Genomic DNA, 20,570 nt, shown 5'->3' on the forward strand with positions numbered 1-20,570 from the left:
GTTACGGGGTCGTGGGGGTCTGGGCCGGCGGCGGCTTGTAGCAGGCGTTGAGCGTGACCTGCTGTAGGTTGCCGAACGCGCCGCTCCACGAGATCGTGATGGGGATGGTCTTCGCGTTCGCGTCCGGGGTGCCCGCCACGCCCGTCGCGTAGCCGCTCGCGGCGGGCGACACCGTGAACAGGCTCATCGGGTTCGCCGGCGGGCTCGCGGCGTCGAAACACTGGCCGTTCGGCTGCACGCTCGCGAGCGCCGGCACGCCGTTCGTCGGCGTCACCGGCCCCCACGGCGAGCAGGTGCCCTCGTCGCCGGGGTCCGTGCACTGGCGCACCTCGAAGGTGCGGATCGCCGCCTCGTCCGGGGACGGGGCGCTCGTCGTGGGGCTGCCGCCGTCGACGCGCCAGACGACCGTCGTGCCGCTCGACTGGTTGAGGGCCTGGAGCCCCGACTGCAGCTTGTAGCTCGCCCGATTCCCGCCCGTCTGCGGCGCCGGATTCACGGTGTACTGGCCGGAGATCCCGTCCGGGAGGTTGCCGATCCGGACGTTCCCGGTCGTTGCGATGCTGCGGCCGTAGTCGCTCTTCGCGCAGATCGCGCCGTGGTACTCCTTGCGCCATTCGAGGCCGGAGAAGTCACGACTCTGGCTGCCGCCGTTGCGGCAGTCGACGTTCTTGTTGCTGGGCTCGACGTTGAAGGACAGAGAGATCGACTCGCCCGCGTGCGCGGTCCCGGTGCCCTCGACCCTCGCGCTCTCGTTGCCCGTGCTCACAAGGTTCGCGCCGGAGATCTTCGGCGCGCCGATCACAGTGGCTGCGACCTCGGCCCGGTCGCCCGTGGAGGAGCCCTGCTTGATGGGGGGCACCTCGAAGGCCGTGACCGGCACCACGACGACCGTGTTTGGCCCGGCCGGCAGGCCAGGGAACTCACGCGTGACGCTCGGCCCGGGCAGCGTGCCGAGGCTCTGGCCGCCGTAGCTGACCTGGTACTCCCGGGAGTCCGTCGAGCCCGAGATCCGGATCCGGAGCGCGCCCTTGGTCTGGTCTTCGTTCGACTGGTTGCGGACCGGCTCGGCTGAGACCTCGGGCGCGGGCGGCGCCTTGTAGGCCCACGCGGTGACGGAGCTCGACGGCGCGGACTCGCCGACGGCGTTGACCGCGCGCGCGGAGAACTGGTGCTTCTCGCCGTTGCGGAGCCCGGTCGCCACGCAGGTGAACGAGGACGGGCCGGCGGGCGAGCAGCTCGTTGAGCCAGCGCCCGAGAGTCGCACGTCGGTGACGGCGGGATGCGAGCGCCCGGTGAGGGTCACGGAGAAGGTGGCGCTCGAGTCGCTGTAGTCGATCTGGGAGATGCTCGCGGGCGCCTCGGGGATACCCTGGGCGTCGAACTCGATCGTGCCGCTCCCCGTGCGCCCCTGCGCGTCGCGTACGGTGAACCCGACGGTGCAGGTGCCGCCGGTCGTGCGGCCGCCGGGCCAGCTCACCGCGACGCTCGTGTCGCCGGCCGGGGCGAAGGATCCGACGTTGCACGACGAGCTGTCGACCGAGGCGAGCTTGAGCCCGCCGCCCGACTTGCCGGCGAAGGGATCGTACTCGCCTGGCACTCCGACCACGTTCGCGCTGCAGGACGCGCCGACGGTGCAGCGCAGCGCCACCGTGCCGCCGCGCGGCAGATCCCGCGCCGCCTCGCCCACGCGGAGCGTGAGCGTCGAGCTCGCCTCGCCCGCCCCCGACACGTTGACGGTCAGCGCCTCCTGGGCGCCCGGCCGCGCGTCGGCCTTCGCCGTCGCGGTCACGTTCGCACCGCCGGGCTGCACCTCGAACAGGGCACCTCCCCCGGACACCGAGAAGCGCAGCTTCGAGGCGTCACCCTGGCGGCCGCCCGGCCACTCGACCATGTCGGCGAGCGCGATCGACTCGCTCTCGCCCGGCGCAATCGTGCGGGTGAGCGGGCGGAGTTCCGCCTGCGGGTCCTTCGGCACGATCGCGACGGGCACGGGCAGCGTGGTCCACTGCTTCTGGCCGCGCAGACGCACGTCCATGAGACAGATATCCGCCCACGGCGCCTCCTTGCCCGCGCGGTACCGGATCGAGTCGGCGGATACGGCCTCGCACCTCGCGTTCGCCCGGCTCACGGGGAAGCTGCCCTGGCGCACCTCGACCCGGTCCTCTGGGCCGACGTCGACGAGGTCGGAGACGCGCGCGTCGACCGACTGTTCCTCGTCGACGCGGAGCGATCCGAGCCCGGGCTTCAGCGTGACCCGGAGCTCGTCGAGCGACGGGATCACGAGGAAGCCGTAGCTCGACACCTTCGTGCCCGAGGTGTCGACGCCGGTCGCCTTGAACACGACCGTGTCGCCGTCGGGGTTGTAGCTGCCGAGGATCCGAGTGCCCTCGACGCGGTAGTCCCCGCCGTTCTCCTGCCAGATCGAGATGCTGAGGCTCGACGGATCGCCCGTGGCCCAGCGCACCTTGCCGGTGAGCACGTCGACGCCCTCGCCCGTGAGGCGGGCCCGGTCGCGCACGTTGAGCACGGTGTCGGTGATGGAGGGCGCCTGGGTGCCGACCCGCTCGGAGGTCTGCACGACGACGAGGCCGTCGGCTGTGCTCTTCGTCGCGCTCGAGGTCACCCGGTACTTGTAGGAGACAACACCCAGGTCGGAGCCAGGTTTCACGGTGACCCTCCCCTGCTCCAGCTCCTTCGCGTCGAGGCGATCGGCGAGCCGCTTGTAGTCGGGGTTCGAGGTGCCGCCCGGCACGTTCGGCACGATCGACTCGAGGCTCAGCCTGCCACGAGCCGGATCGATGTCGTTGCTGAGCGGGGTCACGACCGCAGGGTCCGCGCCCGGCATGAGCCGCACGACATCGGTCACCGCGATCGGCGCCCCCGAGGCCTCGGAGCCGTCCGTGACGATGACCCGGAGCACGCCCTCGCCCGCGCCCCCGGCGCCGTCCTTGACCTCGTACTTCAGCGTGCGCACGCCGGGCTTCGCGGTCTCGGACGCCGAGACCGCGAGCTCGGCCCCGGACACTGAAATGCTCGCGGTGACCTGCGGATCCTCGACCGCGGCGACGCCGACGAGACGCACCCGGTCGCCGTCGGGATCCACGCCGGAGAGCGGCACGTGCACGCTCGTGTTCTCGCCGGGCGAGAGCCGCGCCGTGAGGGTCGCCGGCTTCGGATCGCGGTTGCCAGCCTTCGGCGTGACCGTGATCACGACCGTGCCCACGTCGCTCTCATCCGGCGCGCTCGCCCCGTACGCGGTGTAGTTCACCCGGTAGGTGCCCGGCGCCTCCGGCGCGAGGTAGCGGAGCACCGACCCCGAGGCGAAGGCGAGCTCGCCCTTCGTTCCGGATCCGGAAACATCCGGGTGCAGGAGCAGGCGCTCGCCCGGCGCCCCGACGTCGTTCGCGAGCACGGGAATGTCGACGACCGAGCCCGCGCGCACCGTCGCATTGTCGGCGACGGCGATTGTCGCGGACGCCCCTGACTCCGGCACCTGGAAGACGGTGAGCCTGCCGTGGCCGCGCCGCTCGTCCTCGGCGACGGTCACGTCGACCGCCCCGATCCGCCCGGCGGCGCCATTCGCGGTCGAGCCGGCGACGCGCACCCGCGAGTGCTCGATGATGTCCGCGCGCAGCTCACCGTCGAGCACGTCCGCGGCGACGACCGAGAGTGCACGCGAGTCCGCGCCCGGCAGCGCGCCGAGCACCTCGACGGTCGTGTCGGAGAGCGGGCGCACGAATGCGCGCAGCGGGGGAAGCGTGAGGGACGCCGATCCGGTTACGGCGGTGACCCTGATCGTGCCAGTGATCTCGGCGCCCGTGCCCGTGTCCTGCACCGAGACCGAAACGTTCGAGACGCCGGGCTGGGTCGCCTCGACAACGATCGTGCCCGAGGCGAGCTGGCGGGTCACGCTCGCATCGCCCGACTGCACCGCCGCGTCGGTGAGCGCGAAGGATCCGGATCCGCCGGCCACCCGCTCGAGCGGGCGCAGGGTGAGCGGCTGCCCGACCGTGACGGTCGCCGCCGAGTCCGTGAACTGCGCAAGCGCGTCCGGCTGCACCTGCACCTGGAGCTCGCGCTGGCGCTCGAGCCCGCGGCTGTCGCGCACCGTAATCATGAGCATGATGTCGGAGGCCCCCGCGTTCGGGTCGGTGTGCCGCAGGGCGAGGCGGCCGTCCGCCGTGACGAGCACGCGGACGGGATCCTCCGCGTGCGCGGGCCGCGCGTCGGCGAGCATCATGACGTCGCCCTCGGGGTCGACCCAGCTCTCGAGGAGCGGGGTCACGAGCGTGCCGCCCGGCACGATCGCAGGGACGCCCCAGGTGCGTTGGCAGCCCTCGACCGGGCACCAGGCCGGGGCCGTGTTCGTCGCATCGTCGGCGACCGTGAGGGTGACGACGGCCGGCTCGGATCGGAGCACGCCGTCCGTGACGCGGTAGCTGAAGGTCGCGGATCCCGTGATGCCTGCCGACGGCTGCACCATGAGCGACTGACCGTCCGGCGCGATCTGCAGGGTGCCGAAGTCCTCGGTGAGCGGGTTCTCCGTGAGCGACTCGGGAAGGATCGTGAGCACGTCCGAGGTGTTCGGGTCGAAGTCGTTGAGGAGCACCGGGAGCGGGGCCGGCTCGCCGGCGCGGACCCCAAAGGCGTCCGGCATCGCGGTCGGCGGGAACTGCTCCGTGACCTCGTCGACCACGACCTCGCCGCGGTTCTCCTTCGGCGGATCCGAGATCGTCCACTGCGTGAGCGGGATCATCGCCCCGTCGGGCAGGGTCCAAAGCATGCCGGTGCGTTTGTCGCCGAGCACCGCGCGATCACCGTTTGAGAGGAACGAGGGTTCCCAGTCGCCGCCCGTCTCGACCGAGTCGTCGAACTGGAGGGGCTGCGTGTCGCTGCCCTCCCCCGTCCAGAGTGTGCCGCTCGAAGCGCCGAGCCAGGCCGCAAACCGCGTGTCGCCGAGCTCGATGGGCTGGGCCGGCACGCCCTCGGCCTCGACCGTGCGCACGGGTGCGCCGCTCTTCGGCACGCTGAGCAGGCCGGCGGAGTCCGCGATGAGCGCCGAGCCGTCGCCCCGCGAACCGCTCGCCTGCAGCTTCGCCGGAGCTTCGATCGGCACATCCTTCGCGCGCGCGCCAGCGCCGGCCCGCCAGAGCCGGCCGCTCTCGGCGTCGAGCAGCACCCAGTCGGAGCCGACGAAGGCGAGCTGCGGCGCCGTGGCCGCCCGCCCCGCTACCGTGTCGGTACCGCCAACGAACTCGCCCTTCGCGAGGTCGTAACGGTCCACCGTCCGGTCGTCGGCAGAGTAGAGCGCGACGATCCCGTCCGCGGAGACCGCGACCGCGGCGGCCTGGTAGTTCGTGCCCTCGTCGGAGGCGCTCTCGCCATCCGCGCCCTCGCCGGATTCCTGCTGGCGCGCGGCAAGCGGATCGACGGGGGTGAGCGACTCGAGCCTCGCCGTCACGTCGGCCGCGGCGTCCACCGCGGACTCGGCCTCGGCATCAGGAGCGGACGGCGCGATCTCGCCCACGTACACGCCGCCGGACTCCGTCCGCACGGCCACGAAGCGGCCCTCGGTGACGACGTCGCGCGTGCCGTCCGGCATGCTGATCGCGGACGGGGCCTCGCTGTTCGACGCCGCTTGCGCGTCGGTCCCGGATCCGGATCCGGCGCCCTCGGGATCCTCGCTGGCCGCGTCGCCCGCGGCCGGTCCGCTATCGCTGAGGTCGAGCGGGTTCGCGGCCTCGACGGCCCACGCCCGCCCGTTGCCGTGGGAGAGCAGCAGGCTGCGGTTGCCGACCTGCGTGACCCCGCTCGGCTCGGAGATCTTGCGCACGAGGTCGATCTCGCCCGTGTCCGTGTTGACGCGCGCGTACTGGCCCGCATCGCGGGCGACCCACACCCCGGGCTCCTCGCGCGGCGTCTCCCTGGCGTCGTAGCCGTGCGCGACCACGGCGATCGTGCCGACGAGCGCGAGCGCCACGCCGCCCGCGATCCAGAGCCGTGCGTTGCGTGCCCGCTGCGCGGAGGCCGCCGTGCGAGGCGCACGCGGCTGCCTCGGGGGTCGTGCCTGCTTCTCTTTCCTCATCCGGCATTCCCGATGGTCGCCCAGACGATGGCCGCGATGCCTGCGACCAGTCCGACCGCGATCCCCGCGCCGATGAGGCCGGCCCTGAGCGGTGAGACCGGACGGTCGTAGAGCACGCCGTCGTTGTCCGTTCCGTGGCGGTCTGCGAGGGCCGCGGCGCGCGCAGCAGCGCGCGTCTGCCGGCCGGGCATCGAGCTCACGACCGGGCCGCGGGAGCCGACCGGGATCTCGCCGGTCCGCGGCAGCCACGCCTCCGCGACGATCTCGAGCGGAGTGACGTCATAGCCGAAGTGCCGCTGCAGGCCCTGGATCGCCTCGCCGAACTCCGCCATCGACGCGTAGCGGCGGGCGGGATCCTTCTGGAGTGCGCGCGAGATCAGCTCGTCGAACGGGCCATAGCCCTGCACGCCGGGAACCGGCCGGTAGACGGCCTTCGCGATCCGCTCGATGAGTTTCGAGCGCGTGTTCTGGCTGCGATCCGGGAGCTCGAACGGTGCCTGGCCTGCGGCGAAGGAGTACAGGGTCGCGCCGAGCGACCACACCTCGCTCGAGACGCTGCCCGTGCTCGCGAGCTTCACCATCTCCGGCGCGGACCACGGGATCGACATCGCGACCTCGTCCTCCTCCGGCTCCGGCTTGTTGAGCACCTGCGCGATACCGAAGTCCGCGAGCGCGGGGCGACCGAGCGTCGTGAGCAGCACGTTCGACGGCTTGATGTCGCGATGCAGCACCCCGGCGCGGTGCGCGGTCTCGAGCGCGCCTGCCATCCGCACCCCCGCGTCGAGCACGTCGCTGAGCCGCGCCGGCTTACCCTTCGTGAGCGTGCCCATCGAGGCGGGGCAGAACTCCATCGCGATGTAGGGGTGACCGTCGAGCGAGATGCTGGCCTGATAGATCGAGACGATCGAGGGGTGGCTGCTGAGCCGCGCCATGACGTCGGCCTCGCGCTCGAACACGGCGCGCAGCTCGGCCTCGTCCGGGCCGATGGCCTCGCCGCTCAGCACCTTGACCGCGACGACCCGCCGCGGCATGTCCTGCTCGTAGAGGTGCACCTGCGCGAAGCCACCCTGGCCGAGCGGTCTGACGTAGGTGAATCCCGGGATGACCGGCCTCGGCGGCGCGGCGCGCTCAGCCATGTTTCCACAGCTGCTGCTGGCGCCGCTGGCGCGTCAAGGCGGGCAAGAAAGACATGCCTCCCATGATAGGAGATTCCGAGGGCCGACAGATTCTATCCAGAGGATTCATGAACGTATCGTGCCGCGCCGAGCCCGCCAGAACGCAGCTGTTCATCTCCCCGTCACGCAAACAGCCCCCGCTCGGAGAGAGCGGGGGCTGTTTCGCGAGCACTCACGTGCCGCCGACGCCTGCGACTTAGAGGCCGGAAACGTCGAGCGGGATGCCCGGGCCGAAGGTCGTCGAGACGGCGCCCTTCTGCACGTACTTGCCCTTGGCCGAGGACGGCTTCAGGCGCGAGATCTCGTCGAGCACCGAGTTGATGTTGTCGGTGAGCTGCTCAGCCGTGAACGAGGCCTTGCCGACGATGAAGTGCACGTTGGCGTGCTTGTCGACGCGGAACTCGATCTTGCCGCCCTTGATCTCCGTGACGGCCTTCGCCGGATCCGGGGTGACGGTGCCGGTCTTCGGGTTCGGCATCAGGCCGCGGGGGCCGAGCACCTTACCGAGACGACCGACCTTGCCCATGAGCTCGGGGGTCGAGACGGCCGAATCGAAATCGGTGTAGCCAGCGGCCACCTTCTCGATCAGCTCGTCGCCACCGACCTCGTCGGCGCCAGCCGCGAGAGCGGCCTCCGCCGCCGGGCCAACCGCGAACACGATGACGCGTGCGGTCTTACCGGTGCCGTGGGGCAGGCTGACGGTGCCGCGCACCATCTGGTCAGCCTTGCGGGGGTCCACACCGAGCTTGACGGCGACCTCGACGGTCGAGTCGGTCTTGGTGGAACCGGTCTCCTTCGCCAGGGCGACAGCCTCGGCGGGAGTGTAGAACTTGTCTGCCTGAATCTTCTCGGCAGCGGCGCGGTACGCCTTCGACTTCTGTGCCATGTCCGTGCCCCTTACTCGACCGTGATGCCCATGGAGCGAGCGGTGCCCGCGATGATCTTCGACGCAGCGTCGATGTCGTTCGCGTTCAGATCGGCCTGCTTCTGCTCGGCGATCTGACGAACCTGCTCGGCGGTGACCTTCGCGACCTTGACGGTGTGCGGGGTGCCGGAGCCCTTCTGGACGCCAGCGGCCTTCTTCAGCAGCTCAGCCGCCGGAGGGGTCTTGAGCACGAAGGTGAACGAGCGATCCTCGTAGACCGTGATCTCAACCGGGACGACGTTGCCGCGCTGGGATTCCGTGGCCGCGTTGTAGGCCTTGCAGAACTCCATGATGTTGACGCCATGCTGACCCAGCGCGGGACCCACGGGGGGTGCCGGGTTGGCGGCGCCGGCCGCGATCTGAAGCTTGATCAGACCGGTGACCTTCTTGGCTTTTGCCATGATCCATTCCTTTCTTCGAACACGCGCGAGTGCGCACGCTCTCCCGCCGTTCCGGCCGATCCGGGACGCGGTAGACGTCTGCGCACGGAGAATCCCGACGCAAACCAGACAAGCATACCTGATTCACGCCGATCCCGCGAGCTGCGGAAACGCGGAAGGCCCCGCACCTGGCGGGGCCTTCCGTCTCGATCCGGGATCCGGATCTAGACCATCTTGGTGACCTGGTCGAAGCCGAGCTCGACCGGGGTCTCGCGCTCGAACAGCGAGACGAGGACCGTGAGCTTGCCGGCCGCCGGGTTGATCTCGCTGATCGTGCCGGGAAGCCCCTCGAAGGAGCCCGACTTGATCGTGATCGTCTCGCCCACCTCGAAGTCGATCTCGACGTTGCCCTGCGCCGCGGCGTTCGCTGCGGCCTTGCCCTTGGCGGTCGCCGCCGGCTCGAGCTCGACGGTGCTCTTCAGCATCTCGAAGGCCTCGTTGAGGCGGAGCGGGACCGGGTTGTGCGCGTTGCCGACGAAGCCGGTGACACCGGGCGTGTGGCGAACGACGGACCAGGTGGTCTCGGTGAGGTTCATGCGAACGAGCACGTAGCCGGGGATCCGCACGCGGGTCACCATCTTGCGCTGGCCGTTCTTGACCTCCATGACCTCTTCCATGGGGACCTGGATCTCGTAGATGTCGTCGACCGCGCCCATCGTCTCGCGACGGTTCCAGAGGTTCGACTTCACCTTGCGCTCGTAGCCGGCGTAGGTGTGGATCACGAACCACTTGCCCGGGCGGCGGCGGAGATCCTTCTTGAAGGCCTTGTAGGGGTCCTCGGCCGACTCGGCGGACTCGCCGTCGGCATCCTCGTCGGCTGCGGCCTCAGCCTCAGCCTCGGAATCGACGATCGCGGTGGCCGCGGCCTCCGCCTCCTCGGCGTTGTCGATGTCCAGCGCGTCCTCGACGGCGGCGTCGGCAACCGGATCGACCGACTGCACCAGCGCATCGAGGGCGGCGTCGAGCTCGGCCTCGGGGGTGTTGCTCTTCTCGGTCGTCATGCTCTTCTTTTCCTTGCTCGTTCTGCTCGTTCTCGGGTTCGTTCGTGCGCTTCCGCGGCGGGCTTCGCCCAGATCAGGAGAGCGGCGTCCCGAAGATGAATACGGTGACGAAGCCGAACAGCTGATCGAGCGCCCAGACCAGAGCCATCATGATCACGACGAACGCGATGACCACGAGGGTGTAGTTGATGAGCTCCTTGCGGGTCGGGGTGACGACCTTCTTCAGCTCGGCGATGACCTGCTGAATGAAGAGCGCGATTCGACTGAACAGGTTCCGCTTGGAGGCGCGATCCGCCTTGGCGCGCTCGACCAGGCCGCCGCCGCTCTCCTCAACTTCACTGCTGCTCACTCGGTGTCCTTTCGGTTGTCTCCCCCAACGCTGTGCGCCGAAAGAGATCGGCAGGGCGGACAGGACTCGAACCTGCAACCTGCGGTTTTGGAGACCGCTGCGCTACCAATTGCGCCACCGCCCTATGGAGTTTCGCACCGCCGAATCTCCAGCTCTGCGGCACTTTCTCAAGCGCCTTCAGGCATAGGAAATTCTGGCAGAAGTCAACTACCTCGCACTACTGTACGGGATCCCGGGCGGGTTGTCGAACCGGCGGGGGGCGGCGCGCGCGGCCGCCCGTCTCCCCTGTCCGGCAGATCAGATGTGCGTTAGGCTCCCCTTATCTATTCACGGGGGCACGAGGAAGAGGGCAGGCGATGACCCGCGTCGTATGGGATGGCAGCGTCGAGGATCGGGCGGTCGAGCGACTGGAGCGCGGGGGCGGGATCGTGGTCTGCCCCACGAAGGTGGGGTACATCATCCTGGCTTCCGACCGCGAGGGCCTCGAGCGCAAGTTCGCGGCGAAGGGGCGCGCCCGCACGAAGCCTGGCGTCGTGCTCTGCGGCTCGCTCGAGCAGCTCGCCGAACTCGCGGAGCTCACCCCGGAGATCGCCAAGTTCTACCGGCGGCACTGGGAGCAGGACATCCTGCTCGGGTGCATCCTGCCGTGGAGCGAGCGCGGGCGCGGCCACCTGCCAGATGACGGCACCTCGGAGCTCGTCATGGACGCCCGCGGCACGAGCTGCTTCATCGTGCGCTTCGGCACCCCGGGCGAGCAGATCGCTCGTGCCCGCTGGGAGCACGGCCGGGGCCTCACCTTCGCGAGCTCGGCAAACCCCTCTGGGCAGGGCAATCGCGGTCTCGTCGCCGGCATCGGGCCCCGGATCGCGGCAGCCGCAGACCTCATCATCGAGAGCGACGAATATGTGAGCTCGATCCAGCCGGACGCCACCCTCGAGTCCCGCTACGAGCAGGGGGTCATGGTGTCCTTCGTCGACGCGCACGGACGGCTCGTGCCCGAGCAGGGTGCCGCACGCTCCGTCACCCCCGCCCCGACCGTCATCCGCAAGGGCCTCGACATCGACCGGATCATGATGAACCTGGCAGATTGCTTCGGAAGCTGGGACTATCGCCACGGCGAGTACTACTGACCGGCCCTTTCGACTCGCGCATGCCCCATTTTCTGAGCCCTCCGGAGTAGGATCGTGGCGTGACCAACAACTCCCGTCTTTCGAAGAAGATCGCTGCGATCGCCGAGTCGGCGACGCTCAAAGTCGACGCGAAGGCCAAGGCCCTCCAGGCCGAGGGCCGTCCGGTCATCAGCTACGCCGCTGGTGAGCCCGACTTCGCCACCCCCGCCCACATCGTCGACGCCGCACGAGTCGCGCTCGACGACCCGAAGAACTTCCGCTACACCGCGGCCGCCGGCCTCCCCGAGCTCCGCCAGGCCATCGCGGAGAAGACGGCTCGCGACTCGGGCTGGCAGGTCGAACCGTCGCAGGTCATCGTGACGAACGGCGGCAAGCAGGCCGTCTACCAGTCATTCCAGGTGCTGCTCGATCCGGGCGACGAGGTCATCCTGCCGACCCCGTACTGGACCACCTACCCCGAGGCGATCCAGCTCGCCGACGGCGTTCCCGTCGAGGTGTTCGCTGGCGCGGACCAGGGCTACAAGGTGACCGTCGAGCAGCTCGAGGCCGCGCGCACCGAGCGCACGAAGGTGCTGCTCTTCGTGTCGCCCTCGAACCCCACGGGCGCCGTCTACACGCCCGAGGAGACGAAGGCGATCGGCGACTGGGCCGAGGCGAACGGCCTGTGGGTGATCTCCGACGAGATCTACCAGAACCTCACGTACGACGGCGTCCGAGCCGTCTCGATCGCCGAGGCCACCCCGGCGCTCCAGGACCGCCTGATCCTCGTGAACGGCGTCGCGAAGACCTACGCGATGACCGGCTGGCGGCTCGGCTGGATGGTCGGCCCCGCAGACATCATCAAGGGCGCATCGAACCTGCAGTCGCACCTGACCTCAAACATCAACAACATCGCGCAGCGCGCGGCGATCGCTGCCCTCACTGGCCCGCAGGAGCCGATCGAGGAGATGCGTCTCGCCTTCGACCGCCGCCGCAAGGTGATCGTTGAGGAGCTGAGCAAGGTTCCCGGCTTCGTCTGCCCCACGCCCGAGGGCGCGTTCTACGCCTACGTCGACGTCACTGGCGCGCTCGGCAAGACCTACCGGGGCGTGACCCCGAGCACCTCGCTCGAGCTCGCCGACCTCATTCTCTCCGAGGCCGAGGTTGCGGCGGTGCCAGGCGAGGCCTTCGGCCCGTCCGGCTACCTGCGCTTCAGCTACGCGCTCGGCGACGAGCCGCTCCTCGAGGGCATTCGCCGCATCCAGGCGCTCCTCTCGGAGTAGCGCGGCGCGCACAGGCGGTGGGGCCCCGGGTGATCTCGGGGCCCCACCGCCTGTGACGCGTTACACCGCCGATTCGGCACCGTCGTACAGCACGGTGACGCCCGCGGGCGCGGGCGCGGGCGGGCCCAGGTGCTGATCGGACCTCGCCGGTGCGGCGAAGAGCAGAAACGCGAGCAGTGCAAGGGCCGCCACCACGACCGCCGCGACGATCCCGATCGCGAGTTCGATCAGGGCTCTGCCGGCGTGATCCCCTGCAGCGGGGAGCTGCCCTGCCGCACCGCGGGGCGAGGGCGCTTCGCCGCTCGCCTGTCCCCGCCCTCTGGTGTGCCGTGTGTCGAGCATGCGCCCCTCCGTTTCAGACGGCGCGCAGCGGTTGCACCGTTGCGCGCGGAGCCCCCTGAGAGGTGCGCGACGGCCGATCCACGGCGAGCACGTTCTCGGCCGCCGGATCCCGGATCCGGCACGAGGCCTCCCACACCTGAAAGCCAGGTGAGGTCAGGCTACCTTAGATCAGATGTATGGGGCAAGGGCTGCCCTGAGTCGCGTCAGCGGTCACGGAGCACCTGATCCAGCACCTGCTCGACGGGCTGGTCCTGGCGGAACAGCAGCCAGTCGAGGCAGGCCCCGGCGAGCGCGCCGAAGAATGCGGCTCCCGCGGTCTCCGTGACCTCGGTCGCGTGCGGATCCCCAGCGGCCACGCGCGCCTCGCGCAGCACGTCGCGGAAGCGCACGACGACCGAGGAGCGGGCGAGCTCCATCGTCGCGGCCCACGGCCGATCCGTGCGGAACACCTCGGAGGCCATGAGCTTCGCGAGGTCGAGGTTCGAGCGCAGCGTCTCGAGCGTCGCGAGCGCCACGGCGCGCGGGGCAGCCTCCGGCGTCGACGCGGCCCTCGCCCCGTCGATCGCCGTGGCGAGGCGCTCGAAGCCGCCCCGGATCACCTCCTCGAAGATCGCGTCCTTCGACGCGAAGTTGTAGTAGAGGCTCCCCTTTGCGACCCCGGCCGTCTCCGCGATCTGATCCATCGACGCGCCGCTGATGCCGTGCCGCGCCGCGACCTGCACGGCGGCGTCGGTGATGAGCTGCTTGGTGTTCACGCGGGCCATGCTCATATCCTTCCCTATCTTCCCGGGATCCAGGTCCCGGATCCCGGGCGGTTAGATCGCGAGCGCCGGGTGCAGGCGCTCGATCGTCCAGACCTTCTGCCTGCGCGCGGCGACCGCGCTGATCGCGAGGGAGCCGACGAGCACGAGCGACATGACCGCGAGCGCGATCCAGAACCTCGCGTCGATCCCGCCGCCGATCAGCTGCCGCAGGCCGTCGACCACGTAGGAGGCCGGCATGAACGGGTGCAGCGCCTGGAAGAAGCCCGGCGTCGTCTCGACGGGGTAGGTGCCGCCGGAGGAGCTCAGCTGCAGCATCAGGAGGACGAGGCTCACCACGCGGCCCGCCGCCGTGCCGAGCAGCGCGATGAACATCTGCTGCAGCGCGAGGAAGGCGAGGGTGACGAGCAGCATGAACGACGCCATGCCGACCCAGTGGGCGGGCTCGAGGCCGATCCCGTACACGAGCACGAGCATCATGATGACGACCTGGCCGAGCCCGATGAGTGCGGCCGGGAGGAAGCCGGCGAGCACGGAACGGAGGCCCGACACGTTCGAGGCGAGCGGGCGCCTCGGCAGCGGGCGCAGGATCAGCCAGGTGATGAGCGCCCCGACGAAGGAGGCGAGCGCGATGAAGAACGGGGCGAAGCCCTCACCGAAGCCCTGCACCTCGTTCTCGGTCGTCTCGGCGAGCGTTACCGGGGCCGCCATGGTCTCCGCGATCTTCACGGTCTGGCCGTCGGCGAACTCGGGCGCCTCGGCGGCGCCGTCCGCGAGCGCACCGGCGAAGGTGCCGGCCCCGTCGCTCACCTTGCCGGCCCCCGTCGCGAGCTCACCCGACTTCTCAGCCGCCTGCTGCGCGCCGTCGTTGAGCTTCGTCGCGCCCTGCGCGAGTGCGTCAGCGCCCGCCGCGAGGCGGTCGGCCCCGCTGGCCGCGGTCGAGACGCCGCCGGCGAGGTCGGCGCTGCCACCCGCGAGCGTCGCCGCGCCACCCGAGAGCGTATTGAGGCCCGCGGCGAGCTGCGATCCGCCCGCACTCGCCTCGCCCGCCTTCGAGCTCAGCGTCTGGGCGCCGCCCGCGAGCTGCTGCGCGCCCGCGGCGAGCTCGCCCGCCTTGCCGTTCAGCGCGCCGAGGTTCGCGGCGAGGTCTTCCGCGCCGCCCGCGAGCTTGGCGGCTCCGCCCGCCGCGGTCTGCGTGTTCGTATCGAGGAGTGCGGCTCCCTCCGACAGTGCCGCCGCGCCGTCGCGGAGCTGGGCCGCGCCGTCGCTCAGATCAGCAGCTCCGTTGCTCACCTCGGCCGCGCCCGCCGCGAGCCCCTGCAGCGAGGAGCCCTGCGCCCGCAACGCGGCGTCCAGCTCGCCGAGCGTCAGGCCCGGGTTCCCGGCTGCTAGCTGCGCGATCTTCTCCGTGCCGTCGGCGACGGATCCGGCGCCGGCCGCGAGGGATCCGGCACCGTCCGCGACGGCGGCCGAACCGCCCGCGAGCTCCGCGGCGCCGGCGTCGAGCTGCGCGGCGCCAGCCGCGAGCTGGCCGACGCCCGCGGAGAGCTCGGCGCTGCGGCTCGCGAGTTCGCCCGCGCCCGCGGCGAGCTTCCCCGTCGCGCCCGAGAGCGCGGCCGAGCCGTCGGCGACGTCGGTTGCGCCGCCGGCGAGGGTTCCCGCGCCGCCCGCGAGCTGGCCGAGACCGGCGCTCAGCTGCCCGGACTTCGCGGAGGCCTCCGCGGCCCCGCCCGCGAGTTCGCCGGCGCCCGCCGCGAGCTTCGCGCTTCCGTCACGCGCCGTGCCGAGTCCGTTCGCGAGCGCGTGCGTGCCGTTCGTGAGCTCGGGGGCGGATCCGACGAGCTGCGAGGTGCCGTCGGCGAGCTCGCCGAGGCCAGCGCTCAGCTTGCCGCTGCCATCGGCGACCGCGGCCGCGCCCGTGCTCAGCGTCTGCGACGCGTCAGCGGCGTCGCGCGTGCCGTCGCTCAGCTTCTCGACGCCGACGAGCACCTGCTCGGCGGCCGTGCGCGTGGTGGTCTCGCCGACTGCGTCGCGCAGCTGCACCATCGCCTGCTTGCCGAGCGTCGAGGCGAGGAAGGAGTTGTTGTCGTTGTAGACGACCTCGATCTGGCCGGCCTTCGGGTCGTCCTGCAGGCCCGCGAGGGTCTCAGAGAAGTCCCGCGGGATCGTGACCGAGAAGTAGACGTCGCCGTCGGACACGGCCCGAGCCGCAGCGTCCGCGCCGAGCGGCCGCCAGTCGAGATCCTGCCCCTTCTGCAGCTCGTCGACGACGTCGTCGCCCGCGGCGAGCGTCGTGCCGTCCGGCTTCTCGGCGTGCTCATCGAGGTTCACGATCGCGACGGGCAGGCGATCCATGTGGTCGGTCGGCGCCCAGAACGCCCAGAGATAGAGGGCGCCGTAGATGAGCGGGATGACGAGGAGGACCGCGAGCGCGACCTTCGGGAGGGCGCCGTGGCGGAACCGCTTGAGCTCGGTTCCCCTGGTGAAGAGTGACATGCTGATGTTCCTTGGTGTGGTGCTGGGTGTCTGGGGCGGCCGCCACGCGGCGGCCGTTGCGGCGCGTCGCCGCTAGAGCGCGATCCGGGTCACGTCGGCGAAGAGCGCGGCGTCGCCCGGGTCGCTCGTCGCGAGCACGACCGGGATCCCTGCGGCGGCGATCGCGTCGAGCCGCAGCGCCGCCGTGCGGCGGTCCGCCGGGTCGCGCAGCGCGTCGAAGTCGTCGACGAACAGGATCTCCGGGCCGTCGATGAGCGCGAGCGCGATCCGGAGCAGGAACTCCTGCGCCGGGGCGAGATCGCGGACGAGGGTGCCAGGATCCGGAGCCTCGCACTCCGCGCCGAACGCCGGCTCGAGCAGCTCCCGGCACAGCTCGGGACCGACCCGGGGCGTCCTGCGGTACCAGGGCATCGCCCAGGAGAGGCGCTCGCGCAGCGTCGCGCCGACCGTGACGGCCGGCTCGAGGGCGTCGATCTCGGCGAAGCCGGCGATCCCGGAGCTGCGCCGGATCGCGGCCGGGCTCCGCTCGCCGAGCGTGCTGGCCTCGCCGCCCGTGAGCCGCATGCGGCCCGAGAGCGCGAGGAGGAGCGAGGTGCGGCCGGATCCGCGCACGCCCGTGACAACCGTGATGGGCGCGGCGCTCTCGGCCGTGACCGGACCGAACACGGTTCCCCGTGGGCCCTCGACGGTCGCGTCCTGGAGCGCGATGACCTCGCCTGCCGGGTCTGCCTCACCGCCGGGGTGCGGGTCTGCCATCAGGAGTTCGGTCACGGTCACCGGGGTCCTCGTTCCTGTCGCGGGTGCGACGTCGTGTTTCTTGAACTGACTAGTCAGTCTAAATCGAGGATCGCGGCCCGTCAACCTGGGCCCGGAGAAATCGCTCAGGCATCGCGGGAATAACTCGCGCCCCGCCGTGTTACATTTACATGCAAGCGCATATAACGGAGGCACACACCATGGAATTTGGCATCTTCTCGGTCAGTGACGTCACGCGCGACCCCGTCAGCGGCATCACGCCGAGCGAGGCCGAGCGCATCACCGGCCTCACCGAAATCGCCGTGCACGCTGAAGAGGTCGGCTTCGACGTCTTCGCGATCGGCGAGCACCACAATCCCCCCTTCTTCTCCTCGAGCCCCACGACCTTCCTGTCGTACGTGGCCGCGAAGACGAAGACCCTGAAGCTCTCGACGAGCACCACGCTCATCACGACGAACGACCCCGTGCGCATCGCGGAGGAATACGCGATGCTGCAGCACCTCGCCCAGGGGCGCATGGACCTCATGCTCGGCCGCGGCAACACCGCACCCGTCTACCCCTGGTTCGGCAAGGACATCCGCTCGGCGCTCCCCCTCGCGCTCGAGAACTACAACCTGCTGCACCGCCTGTGGCGCGAGGACGTCGTCGACTTCGAGGGCAAGTTCCGCACCCCGCTGCAGGGCTTCACTTCGACGCCCCGCCCGCTCGACGACGTGCCGCCCTTCGTCTGGCACGGGTCGATCCGGACCCCGGAGATCGCGGAGCAGGCCGCCTACTACGGCGACGGCTTCTTCGCGAACCACCTGTTCGCGCCATCGGAGCACTTCCTCCGCCTCGTCCGCTTCTACCGCGAGCGCTACGAGCACTACGGGCACGGCACGCAGAAGCAGGCGATCGTCGGCCTCGGCGGGCAGGCGTTCGTCGCGAAGAAGTCGCAGGACGCTGCCGAGCAGTTCCGCCCCTACTTCAACGAGGCACCCGTCTACGGACACGGCCCCCGCATGGAGGATTTCACGCGGCAGACCCCGCTGACCGTCGGCAGCCCGCAGGAGATCATCGACAAGACCCTCGGGTTCCGCGAGATCTTCGGCGACTACCAGCGGCAGATGTTCCTCATCGACCACGCCGGGCTCCCGACGAAGACGGTGCTCGAGCAGCTCGACCTGCTCGGATCCGAGGTCATCCCCGTGCTGCGCACGGAGATGACGAAGGATCGGGATCCGGAGGTTCCCGAGTCGCCGACGCACGCTAGCCTGGTCCGAGCCAAGTACGGGGACGAGGCGCCGCGCCAGCCGCGCCCGAACGCCAACCGCGGCGACAACGTCACGGGCGGCTCGCCCTACCAGGACACCCCGACGAAGGCCGGGGCCGCGTTCGGGCTCAGCTGAGCCCGGGCCGCCCGTCGCGGGGCGCGGGACCGGGATCCGGGGCCTGATCCGGATCCCGATCCCGCACCCCCTTCCCAACAGACCGATTGACCAGAATCTGAGTGGCGCAGCAGCGATTGACCCAGATCCGAACGGAGAGACCATGAGCATCGAGACGCAGCAGGCGCCCCGCCGGGACGTCCGCCTCGCGAACGCGGCGTGGGAATCCCTGATGACCGCGCACGCGACGCTCATGGGGGTCTTCACGGCCGAGAAGATGTGGGGCGAGGTGAGCGTGCGCGAGTACGACCTGCTCTACACGCTCGCGAAGCGCGGCGAGGCCATGCGGATCTGCGATATCCAGAGCGGCGTGCTGCTCAGCCAGCCGGCGCTCTCCCGCATGATCGACCGGCTCGTCGGCCGTGGGATGCTCGCCCGCGAGGCCGACCCCGAGGACGGGCGCGCCGTGCGCGTCTCCCTCACGCCGGCAGGCAGCGACGTGCAGCGCCGCGTCGGCTCGGCGCACGCGAAGAGCGTCGCCCGCGAGGTCGGCGACGCGCTCACCCCCGACGAACAGCGCGAGCTCGACCGGCTGTGCCGGAAGCTCGCGGGGCGCTAGGCGCCGCACTCTCTTTTCGTTTCAATACCCTAAGGACTTCATCATGAACGCACCGTTCGACGGCGCCGCAGCGGCGCCCCGCACCATGTCGCTCGCGGTCGTGACCGCGGGCACGAGCGCCCCCTCGACCACCACGATGCTCGCGAACCGCGTCGCCGAGAAGGCGAGCACGCTCGCGGCGGCGCAGGGCATCGAGCTCTCCGTCTCGATCGTGGACCTGCGCGCCCTCGCCGAGGACATCACGACGGCGCTCGTCACCCAGCACGTCTCCCCCGCGCTCGAGCGGGCGAGCGACATAATGCGCGACGCCGACGCGATCGTCGCCTCGACGCCCGTCTACAAGGCCGGCGCGAGCGGGCTCTTCACCGCGTTCTTCCAGGTCCTCGACAACGATCTGCTGATCGGCACGCCCGTCGTGCTCGCCGCGACCGCCGGGAGCGCGCGGCACGCGCTCGTCGTCGACGACCAGCTCCGCGGCCTCTTCGCCTACCTGCGCACGATCACCGTTCCCACCTCGCTGTTCGCCGCGCCGGACGACTGGACGAGCGGCGAGTTCGGGAAGCGGATCGAGCGCGCGGCGTCTGAGCTCGTTGCGCTGATCGCCGGCGGGTTCCGCGACGCCGTGCGCGGCGACGCATGGGGCGCCTACCAGCACTCCTACGGGAGCGCGGGCGGCACGGAGCTCGGCATCGACCTCGACTCCGACCTCATGCGCCTCGCCACCGGCGGCCGCTGACCCCCTCCAGAACCGGCAAGGTACACCGAGGTCGGACCGAACCGGGCGACGGGCCGACACTAGAGCGCGGCGAGCGCCCCCGGGGTCGGCACGAAGTAGGTGCTGCCCGTCGCCGCCGTCGAGAAGTCGAGGATCCGGTCGTGCAGACCACGGGGCTCCCCGATGAACATGCGCTCGAGCATCCTCTCGATCACCTCGAGGCTGCGGGAGTACCCGATGAAGTACGTGCCGTGGATCCCGGCGCCCGGGGTCGCGAACGGCATGTTGTCGCGCACGATGTCGTGCTCGACCCCCTGATCATCGGTGATGGTCGCGAGCGTCTTGTGGGATTGCTGCCCGCTCTCCGCGTCCGGCAGCTCGACATTGTCCGACTTCGTGCGACCGATCACCGCCTCCTGGTCTTCGACGCTCAGCTTGCCCCAGGCTGCGAGGTCGTGCAGGTACTTCTGCACGACGACGTAGCTGCCGCCCGCGAACTCCGGATCCTCGTCCCCGATCAGCGCCGATTCCGGCAGGTCAGCGCCGAGCGGATTCGCCGTGCCGTCGACGAAGCCGAGCAGGTCGCGGCTGTCGAAGTAGCGGAATCCCGAAACCTCGTCTTCGACGACGACCTCGTCGCCGAGCGCGGCGAGCAGCAGCCGCTCGAACTCGTAGGCGAGGTCTCGCTCGTCGGCGCGGATGTGGAAGAGCAGGTCGCCTGGCGTTCGCCGCGCGGCGTGCTTGTCCCCGATGATCTCGCGGAACGGGTGAAGCTGGGCCGGGGCGCCGTCCGGGTGCAGCGCGTGCCACGCGTCTGCGCCGATCCCGACCGTGCAGGAGAGGTGCGCCCGTGGGATCCGGAACCCGACCGTCTTCACGAGGTCCTCGATGCCGGTGATGGTGTCTTTCACGCCGCTCGGGATCTCGGCCTCGGCGCCCTCCCGGCGCAGCGCCGGCACGCTCACCACAAGGAAAATGGCTGATCCCGTGAGTGGACCGACGATATTCTGCGTTGCTGATTCCCCCGGATTCATGTGCCCACGCTAACACCGCCCCGAGGCCGTTGTTAGCGATTTCGGTTCGTATCCGGCGTTTTACGAACCGAAATCGCTAACAACGGGGCCGGCGGGGTTCCTGCGGCGCGCGA

At 70.5% G+C, this 20,570-nt stretch carries 16 protein-coding genes and 1 tRNA gene; 5 read left to right on the forward strand and 12 right to left on the reverse strand.

The features are described from left to right. Nucleotide 1: 1 nt before the first annotated feature. The 7 genes from ACOPJ3_RS13620 to ACOPJ3_RS13650 all read right to left on the reverse strand — a co-directional run bounded on the left by ACOPJ3_RS13620 (nucleotide 2) and on the right by ACOPJ3_RS13650 (nucleotide 10,099). Nucleotides 2–6,085 (reverse strand): Ig-like domain-containing protein, encoded by a 6,084-nt coding sequence (locus ACOPJ3_RS13620; RefSeq protein ID WP_427869704.1) that lies wholly within the window; start codon nucleotides 6,083–6,085, stop codon nucleotides 2–4. Further along, the gene (locus tag ACOPJ3_RS13625; protein WP_427869705.1) at nucleotides 6,082–7,221 is read right to left on the reverse strand and encodes a serine/threonine-protein kinase; all 1,140 of its coding nucleotides are present in this window, start codon (nucleotides 7,219–7,221) and stop codon (nucleotides 6,082–6,084) included. Before ACOPJ3_RS13625 ends, ACOPJ3_RS13620 begins: the two co-directional genes overlap by 4 nt. A 235-nt stretch (nucleotides 7,222–7,456) precedes the next feature. Next, complete coding sequence (gene rplA, locus ACOPJ3_RS13630; RefSeq protein WP_427869706.1) at nucleotides 7,457–8,146, reverse strand: 50S ribosomal protein L1; 690 nt, start codon at nucleotides 8,144–8,146, stop codon at nucleotides 7,457–7,459. Between the two features lie 11 nt (nucleotides 8,147–8,157). Continuing rightward, complete coding sequence (rplK, locus tag ACOPJ3_RS13635) at nucleotides 8,158–8,586, reverse strand: 50S ribosomal protein L11 (RefSeq protein WP_087012629.1); 429 nt, start codon at nucleotides 8,584–8,586, stop codon at nucleotides 8,158–8,160. Nucleotides 8,587–8,789: 203 nt separating this feature from the next. Beyond that, nucleotides 8,790–9,626, reverse strand: coding sequence for a transcription termination/antitermination protein NusG (gene nusG, locus ACOPJ3_RS13640; protein WP_427869707.1), 837 nt, complete (start codon nucleotides 9,624–9,626; stop codon nucleotides 8,790–8,792). A 73-nt stretch (nucleotides 9,627–9,699) separates the two neighbouring features. Then, nucleotides 9,700–9,975 (reverse strand): preprotein translocase subunit SecE, encoded by a 276-nt coding sequence (gene secE / locus ACOPJ3_RS13645; protein WP_427869708.1) that lies wholly within the window; start codon nucleotides 9,973–9,975, stop codon nucleotides 9,700–9,702. Between the two features lie 51 nt (nucleotides 9,976–10,026). Next, nucleotides 10,027–10,099: transfer RNA gene (locus ACOPJ3_RS13650), tRNA-Trp, on the reverse strand. A gap of 232 nt (nucleotides 10,100–10,331) precedes the next feature. Between ACOPJ3_RS13650 and ACOPJ3_RS13655 the strand changes: the two genes are divergently transcribed. Further along, complete coding sequence (locus tag ACOPJ3_RS13655) at nucleotides 10,332–11,105, forward strand: L-threonylcarbamoyladenylate synthase (RefSeq protein WP_427869709.1); 774 nt, start codon at nucleotides 10,332–10,334, stop codon at nucleotides 11,103–11,105. Nucleotides 11,106–11,164: 59 nt separating this feature from the next. Then, on the forward strand, nucleotides 11,165–12,367 hold the full coding sequence (locus tag ACOPJ3_RS13660; RefSeq protein WP_427869710.1) for a pyridoxal phosphate-dependent aminotransferase: 1,203 nt from the start codon (nucleotides 11,165–11,167) through the stop codon (nucleotides 12,365–12,367). A gap of 60 nt (nucleotides 12,368–12,427) precedes the next feature. Here ACOPJ3_RS13660 and ACOPJ3_RS13665 read toward each other — a convergent pair whose 3' ends face one another. The 4 genes from ACOPJ3_RS13665 to ACOPJ3_RS13680 all read right to left on the reverse strand — a co-directional run bounded on the left by ACOPJ3_RS13665 (nucleotide 12,428) and on the right by ACOPJ3_RS13680 (nucleotide 16,743). Next, nucleotides 12,428–12,709, reverse strand: a complete 282-nt coding sequence (locus ACOPJ3_RS13665; protein WP_427869711.1) for a hypothetical protein — start codon at nucleotides 12,707–12,709, stop codon at nucleotides 12,428–12,430. 203 nt (nucleotides 12,710–12,912) lie between these two features. Beyond that, nucleotides 12,913–13,473, reverse strand: a complete 561-nt coding sequence (locus tag ACOPJ3_RS13670; RefSeq protein ID WP_427869712.1) for a TetR/AcrR family transcriptional regulator — start codon at nucleotides 13,471–13,473, stop codon at nucleotides 12,913–12,915. 51 nt (nucleotides 13,474–13,524) lie between these two features. Continuing rightward, the gene (locus ACOPJ3_RS13675) at nucleotides 13,525–15,966 is read right to left on the reverse strand and encodes a YhgE/Pip family protein (protein WP_427869713.1); all 2,442 of its coding nucleotides are present in this window, start codon (nucleotides 15,964–15,966) and stop codon (nucleotides 13,525–13,527) included. Nucleotides 15,967–16,038: 72 nt separating this feature from the next. Then, a complete protein-coding gene (locus ACOPJ3_RS13680; RefSeq protein WP_427869714.1) occupies nucleotides 16,039–16,743 on the reverse strand; it encodes a hypothetical protein in 705 nt (234 codons plus the stop codon). 179 nt (nucleotides 16,744–16,922) lie between these two features. On the opposite strand from ACOPJ3_RS13680, the gene ACOPJ3_RS13685 reads away from it, so the two are divergent. From ACOPJ3_RS13685 to ACOPJ3_RS13695, 3 genes are all read left to right on the forward strand, one after another. Next, complete coding sequence (locus ACOPJ3_RS13685; protein ID WP_427869715.1) at nucleotides 16,923–18,110, forward strand: CE1758 family FMN-dependent luciferase-like monooxygenase; 1,188 nt, start codon at nucleotides 16,923–16,925, stop codon at nucleotides 18,108–18,110. 142 nt (nucleotides 18,111–18,252) lie between these two features. After that, on the forward strand, nucleotides 18,253–18,708 hold the full coding sequence (locus ACOPJ3_RS13690) for a MarR family winged helix-turn-helix transcriptional regulator (RefSeq protein WP_427869716.1): 456 nt from the start codon (nucleotides 18,253–18,255) through the stop codon (nucleotides 18,706–18,708). A gap of 43 nt (nucleotides 18,709–18,751) precedes the next feature. After that, nucleotides 18,752–19,444: a CE1759 family FMN reductase gene (locus tag ACOPJ3_RS13695; RefSeq protein ID WP_427869717.1), complete on the forward strand. Its 693-nt coding sequence runs from the start codon at nucleotides 18,752–18,754 to the stop codon at nucleotides 19,442–19,444. A gap of 59 nt (nucleotides 19,445–19,503) precedes the next feature. Here ACOPJ3_RS13695 and ACOPJ3_RS13700 read toward each other — a convergent pair whose 3' ends face one another. Next, nucleotides 19,504–20,457, reverse strand: coding sequence for a Dyp-type peroxidase (locus tag ACOPJ3_RS13700; RefSeq protein WP_427869718.1), 954 nt, complete (start codon nucleotides 20,455–20,457; stop codon nucleotides 19,504–19,506). Nucleotides 20,458–20,570: the final 113 nt, after the last annotated feature.

Source organism: Leucobacter luti (genome assembly GCF_050310065.1).
GTDB lineage: Bacteria > Actinomycetota > Actinomycetes > Actinomycetales > Microbacteriaceae > Leucobacter > Leucobacter luti_B.

What these genes read in the sequence shown, in the direction of transcription:
- ACOPJ3_RS13685 (WP_427869715.1), top strand. Translation starts at nt 16,923, where the DNA reads ATGGAATTTGGCATCTTCTCGGTCAGTGACGTCACGCGCGACCCCGTC.
- rplK (WP_087012629.1), bottom strand. Translation starts at nt 8,586, where the DNA reads ATGGCAAAAGCCAAGAAGGTCACCGGTCTGATCAAGCTTCAGATCGCG.
- nusG (WP_427869707.1), bottom strand. Translation starts at nt 9,626, where the DNA reads ATGACGACCGAGAAGAGCAACACCCCCGAGGCCGAGCTCGACGCCGCC.
- ACOPJ3_RS13690 (WP_427869716.1), top strand. Translation starts at nt 18,253, where the DNA reads ATGAGCATCGAGACGCAGCAGGCGCCCCGCCGGGACGTCCGCCTCGCG.
- rplA (WP_427869706.1), bottom strand. Translation starts at nt 8,146, where the DNA reads ATGGCACAGAAGTCGAAGGCGTACCGCGCCGCTGCCGAGAAGATTCAG.
- ACOPJ3_RS13670 (WP_427869712.1), bottom strand. Translation starts at nt 13,473, where the DNA reads ATGGCCCGCGTGAACACCAAGCAGCTCATCACCGACGCCGCCGTGCAG.
- ACOPJ3_RS13695 (WP_427869717.1), top strand. Translation starts at nt 18,752, where the DNA reads ATGAACGCACCGTTCGACGGCGCCGCAGCGGCGCCCCGCACCATGTCG.
- ACOPJ3_RS13665 (WP_427869711.1), bottom strand. Translation starts at nt 12,709, where the DNA reads ATGCTCGACACACGGCACACCAGAGGGCGGGGACAGGCGAGCGGCGAA.
- ACOPJ3_RS13655 (WP_427869709.1), top strand. Translation starts at nt 10,332, where the DNA reads ATGACCCGCGTCGTATGGGATGGCAGCGTCGAGGATCGGGCGGTCGAG.
- ACOPJ3_RS13675 (WP_427869713.1), bottom strand. Translation starts at nt 15,966, where the DNA reads ATGTCACTCTTCACCAGGGGAACCGAGCTCAAGCGGTTCCGCCACGGC.
- ACOPJ3_RS13620 (WP_427869704.1), bottom strand. Translation starts at nt 6,085, where the DNA reads ATGAGGAAAGAGAAGCAGGCACGACCCCCGAGGCAGCCGCGTGCGCCT.
- ACOPJ3_RS13625 (WP_427869705.1), bottom strand. Translation starts at nt 7,221, where the DNA reads ATGGCTGAGCGCGCCGCGCCGCCGAGGCCGGTCATCCCGGGATTCACC.
- ACOPJ3_RS13700 (WP_427869718.1), bottom strand. Translation starts at nt 20,457, where the DNA reads ATGAATCCGGGGGAATCAGCAACGCAGAATATCGTCGGTCCACTCACG.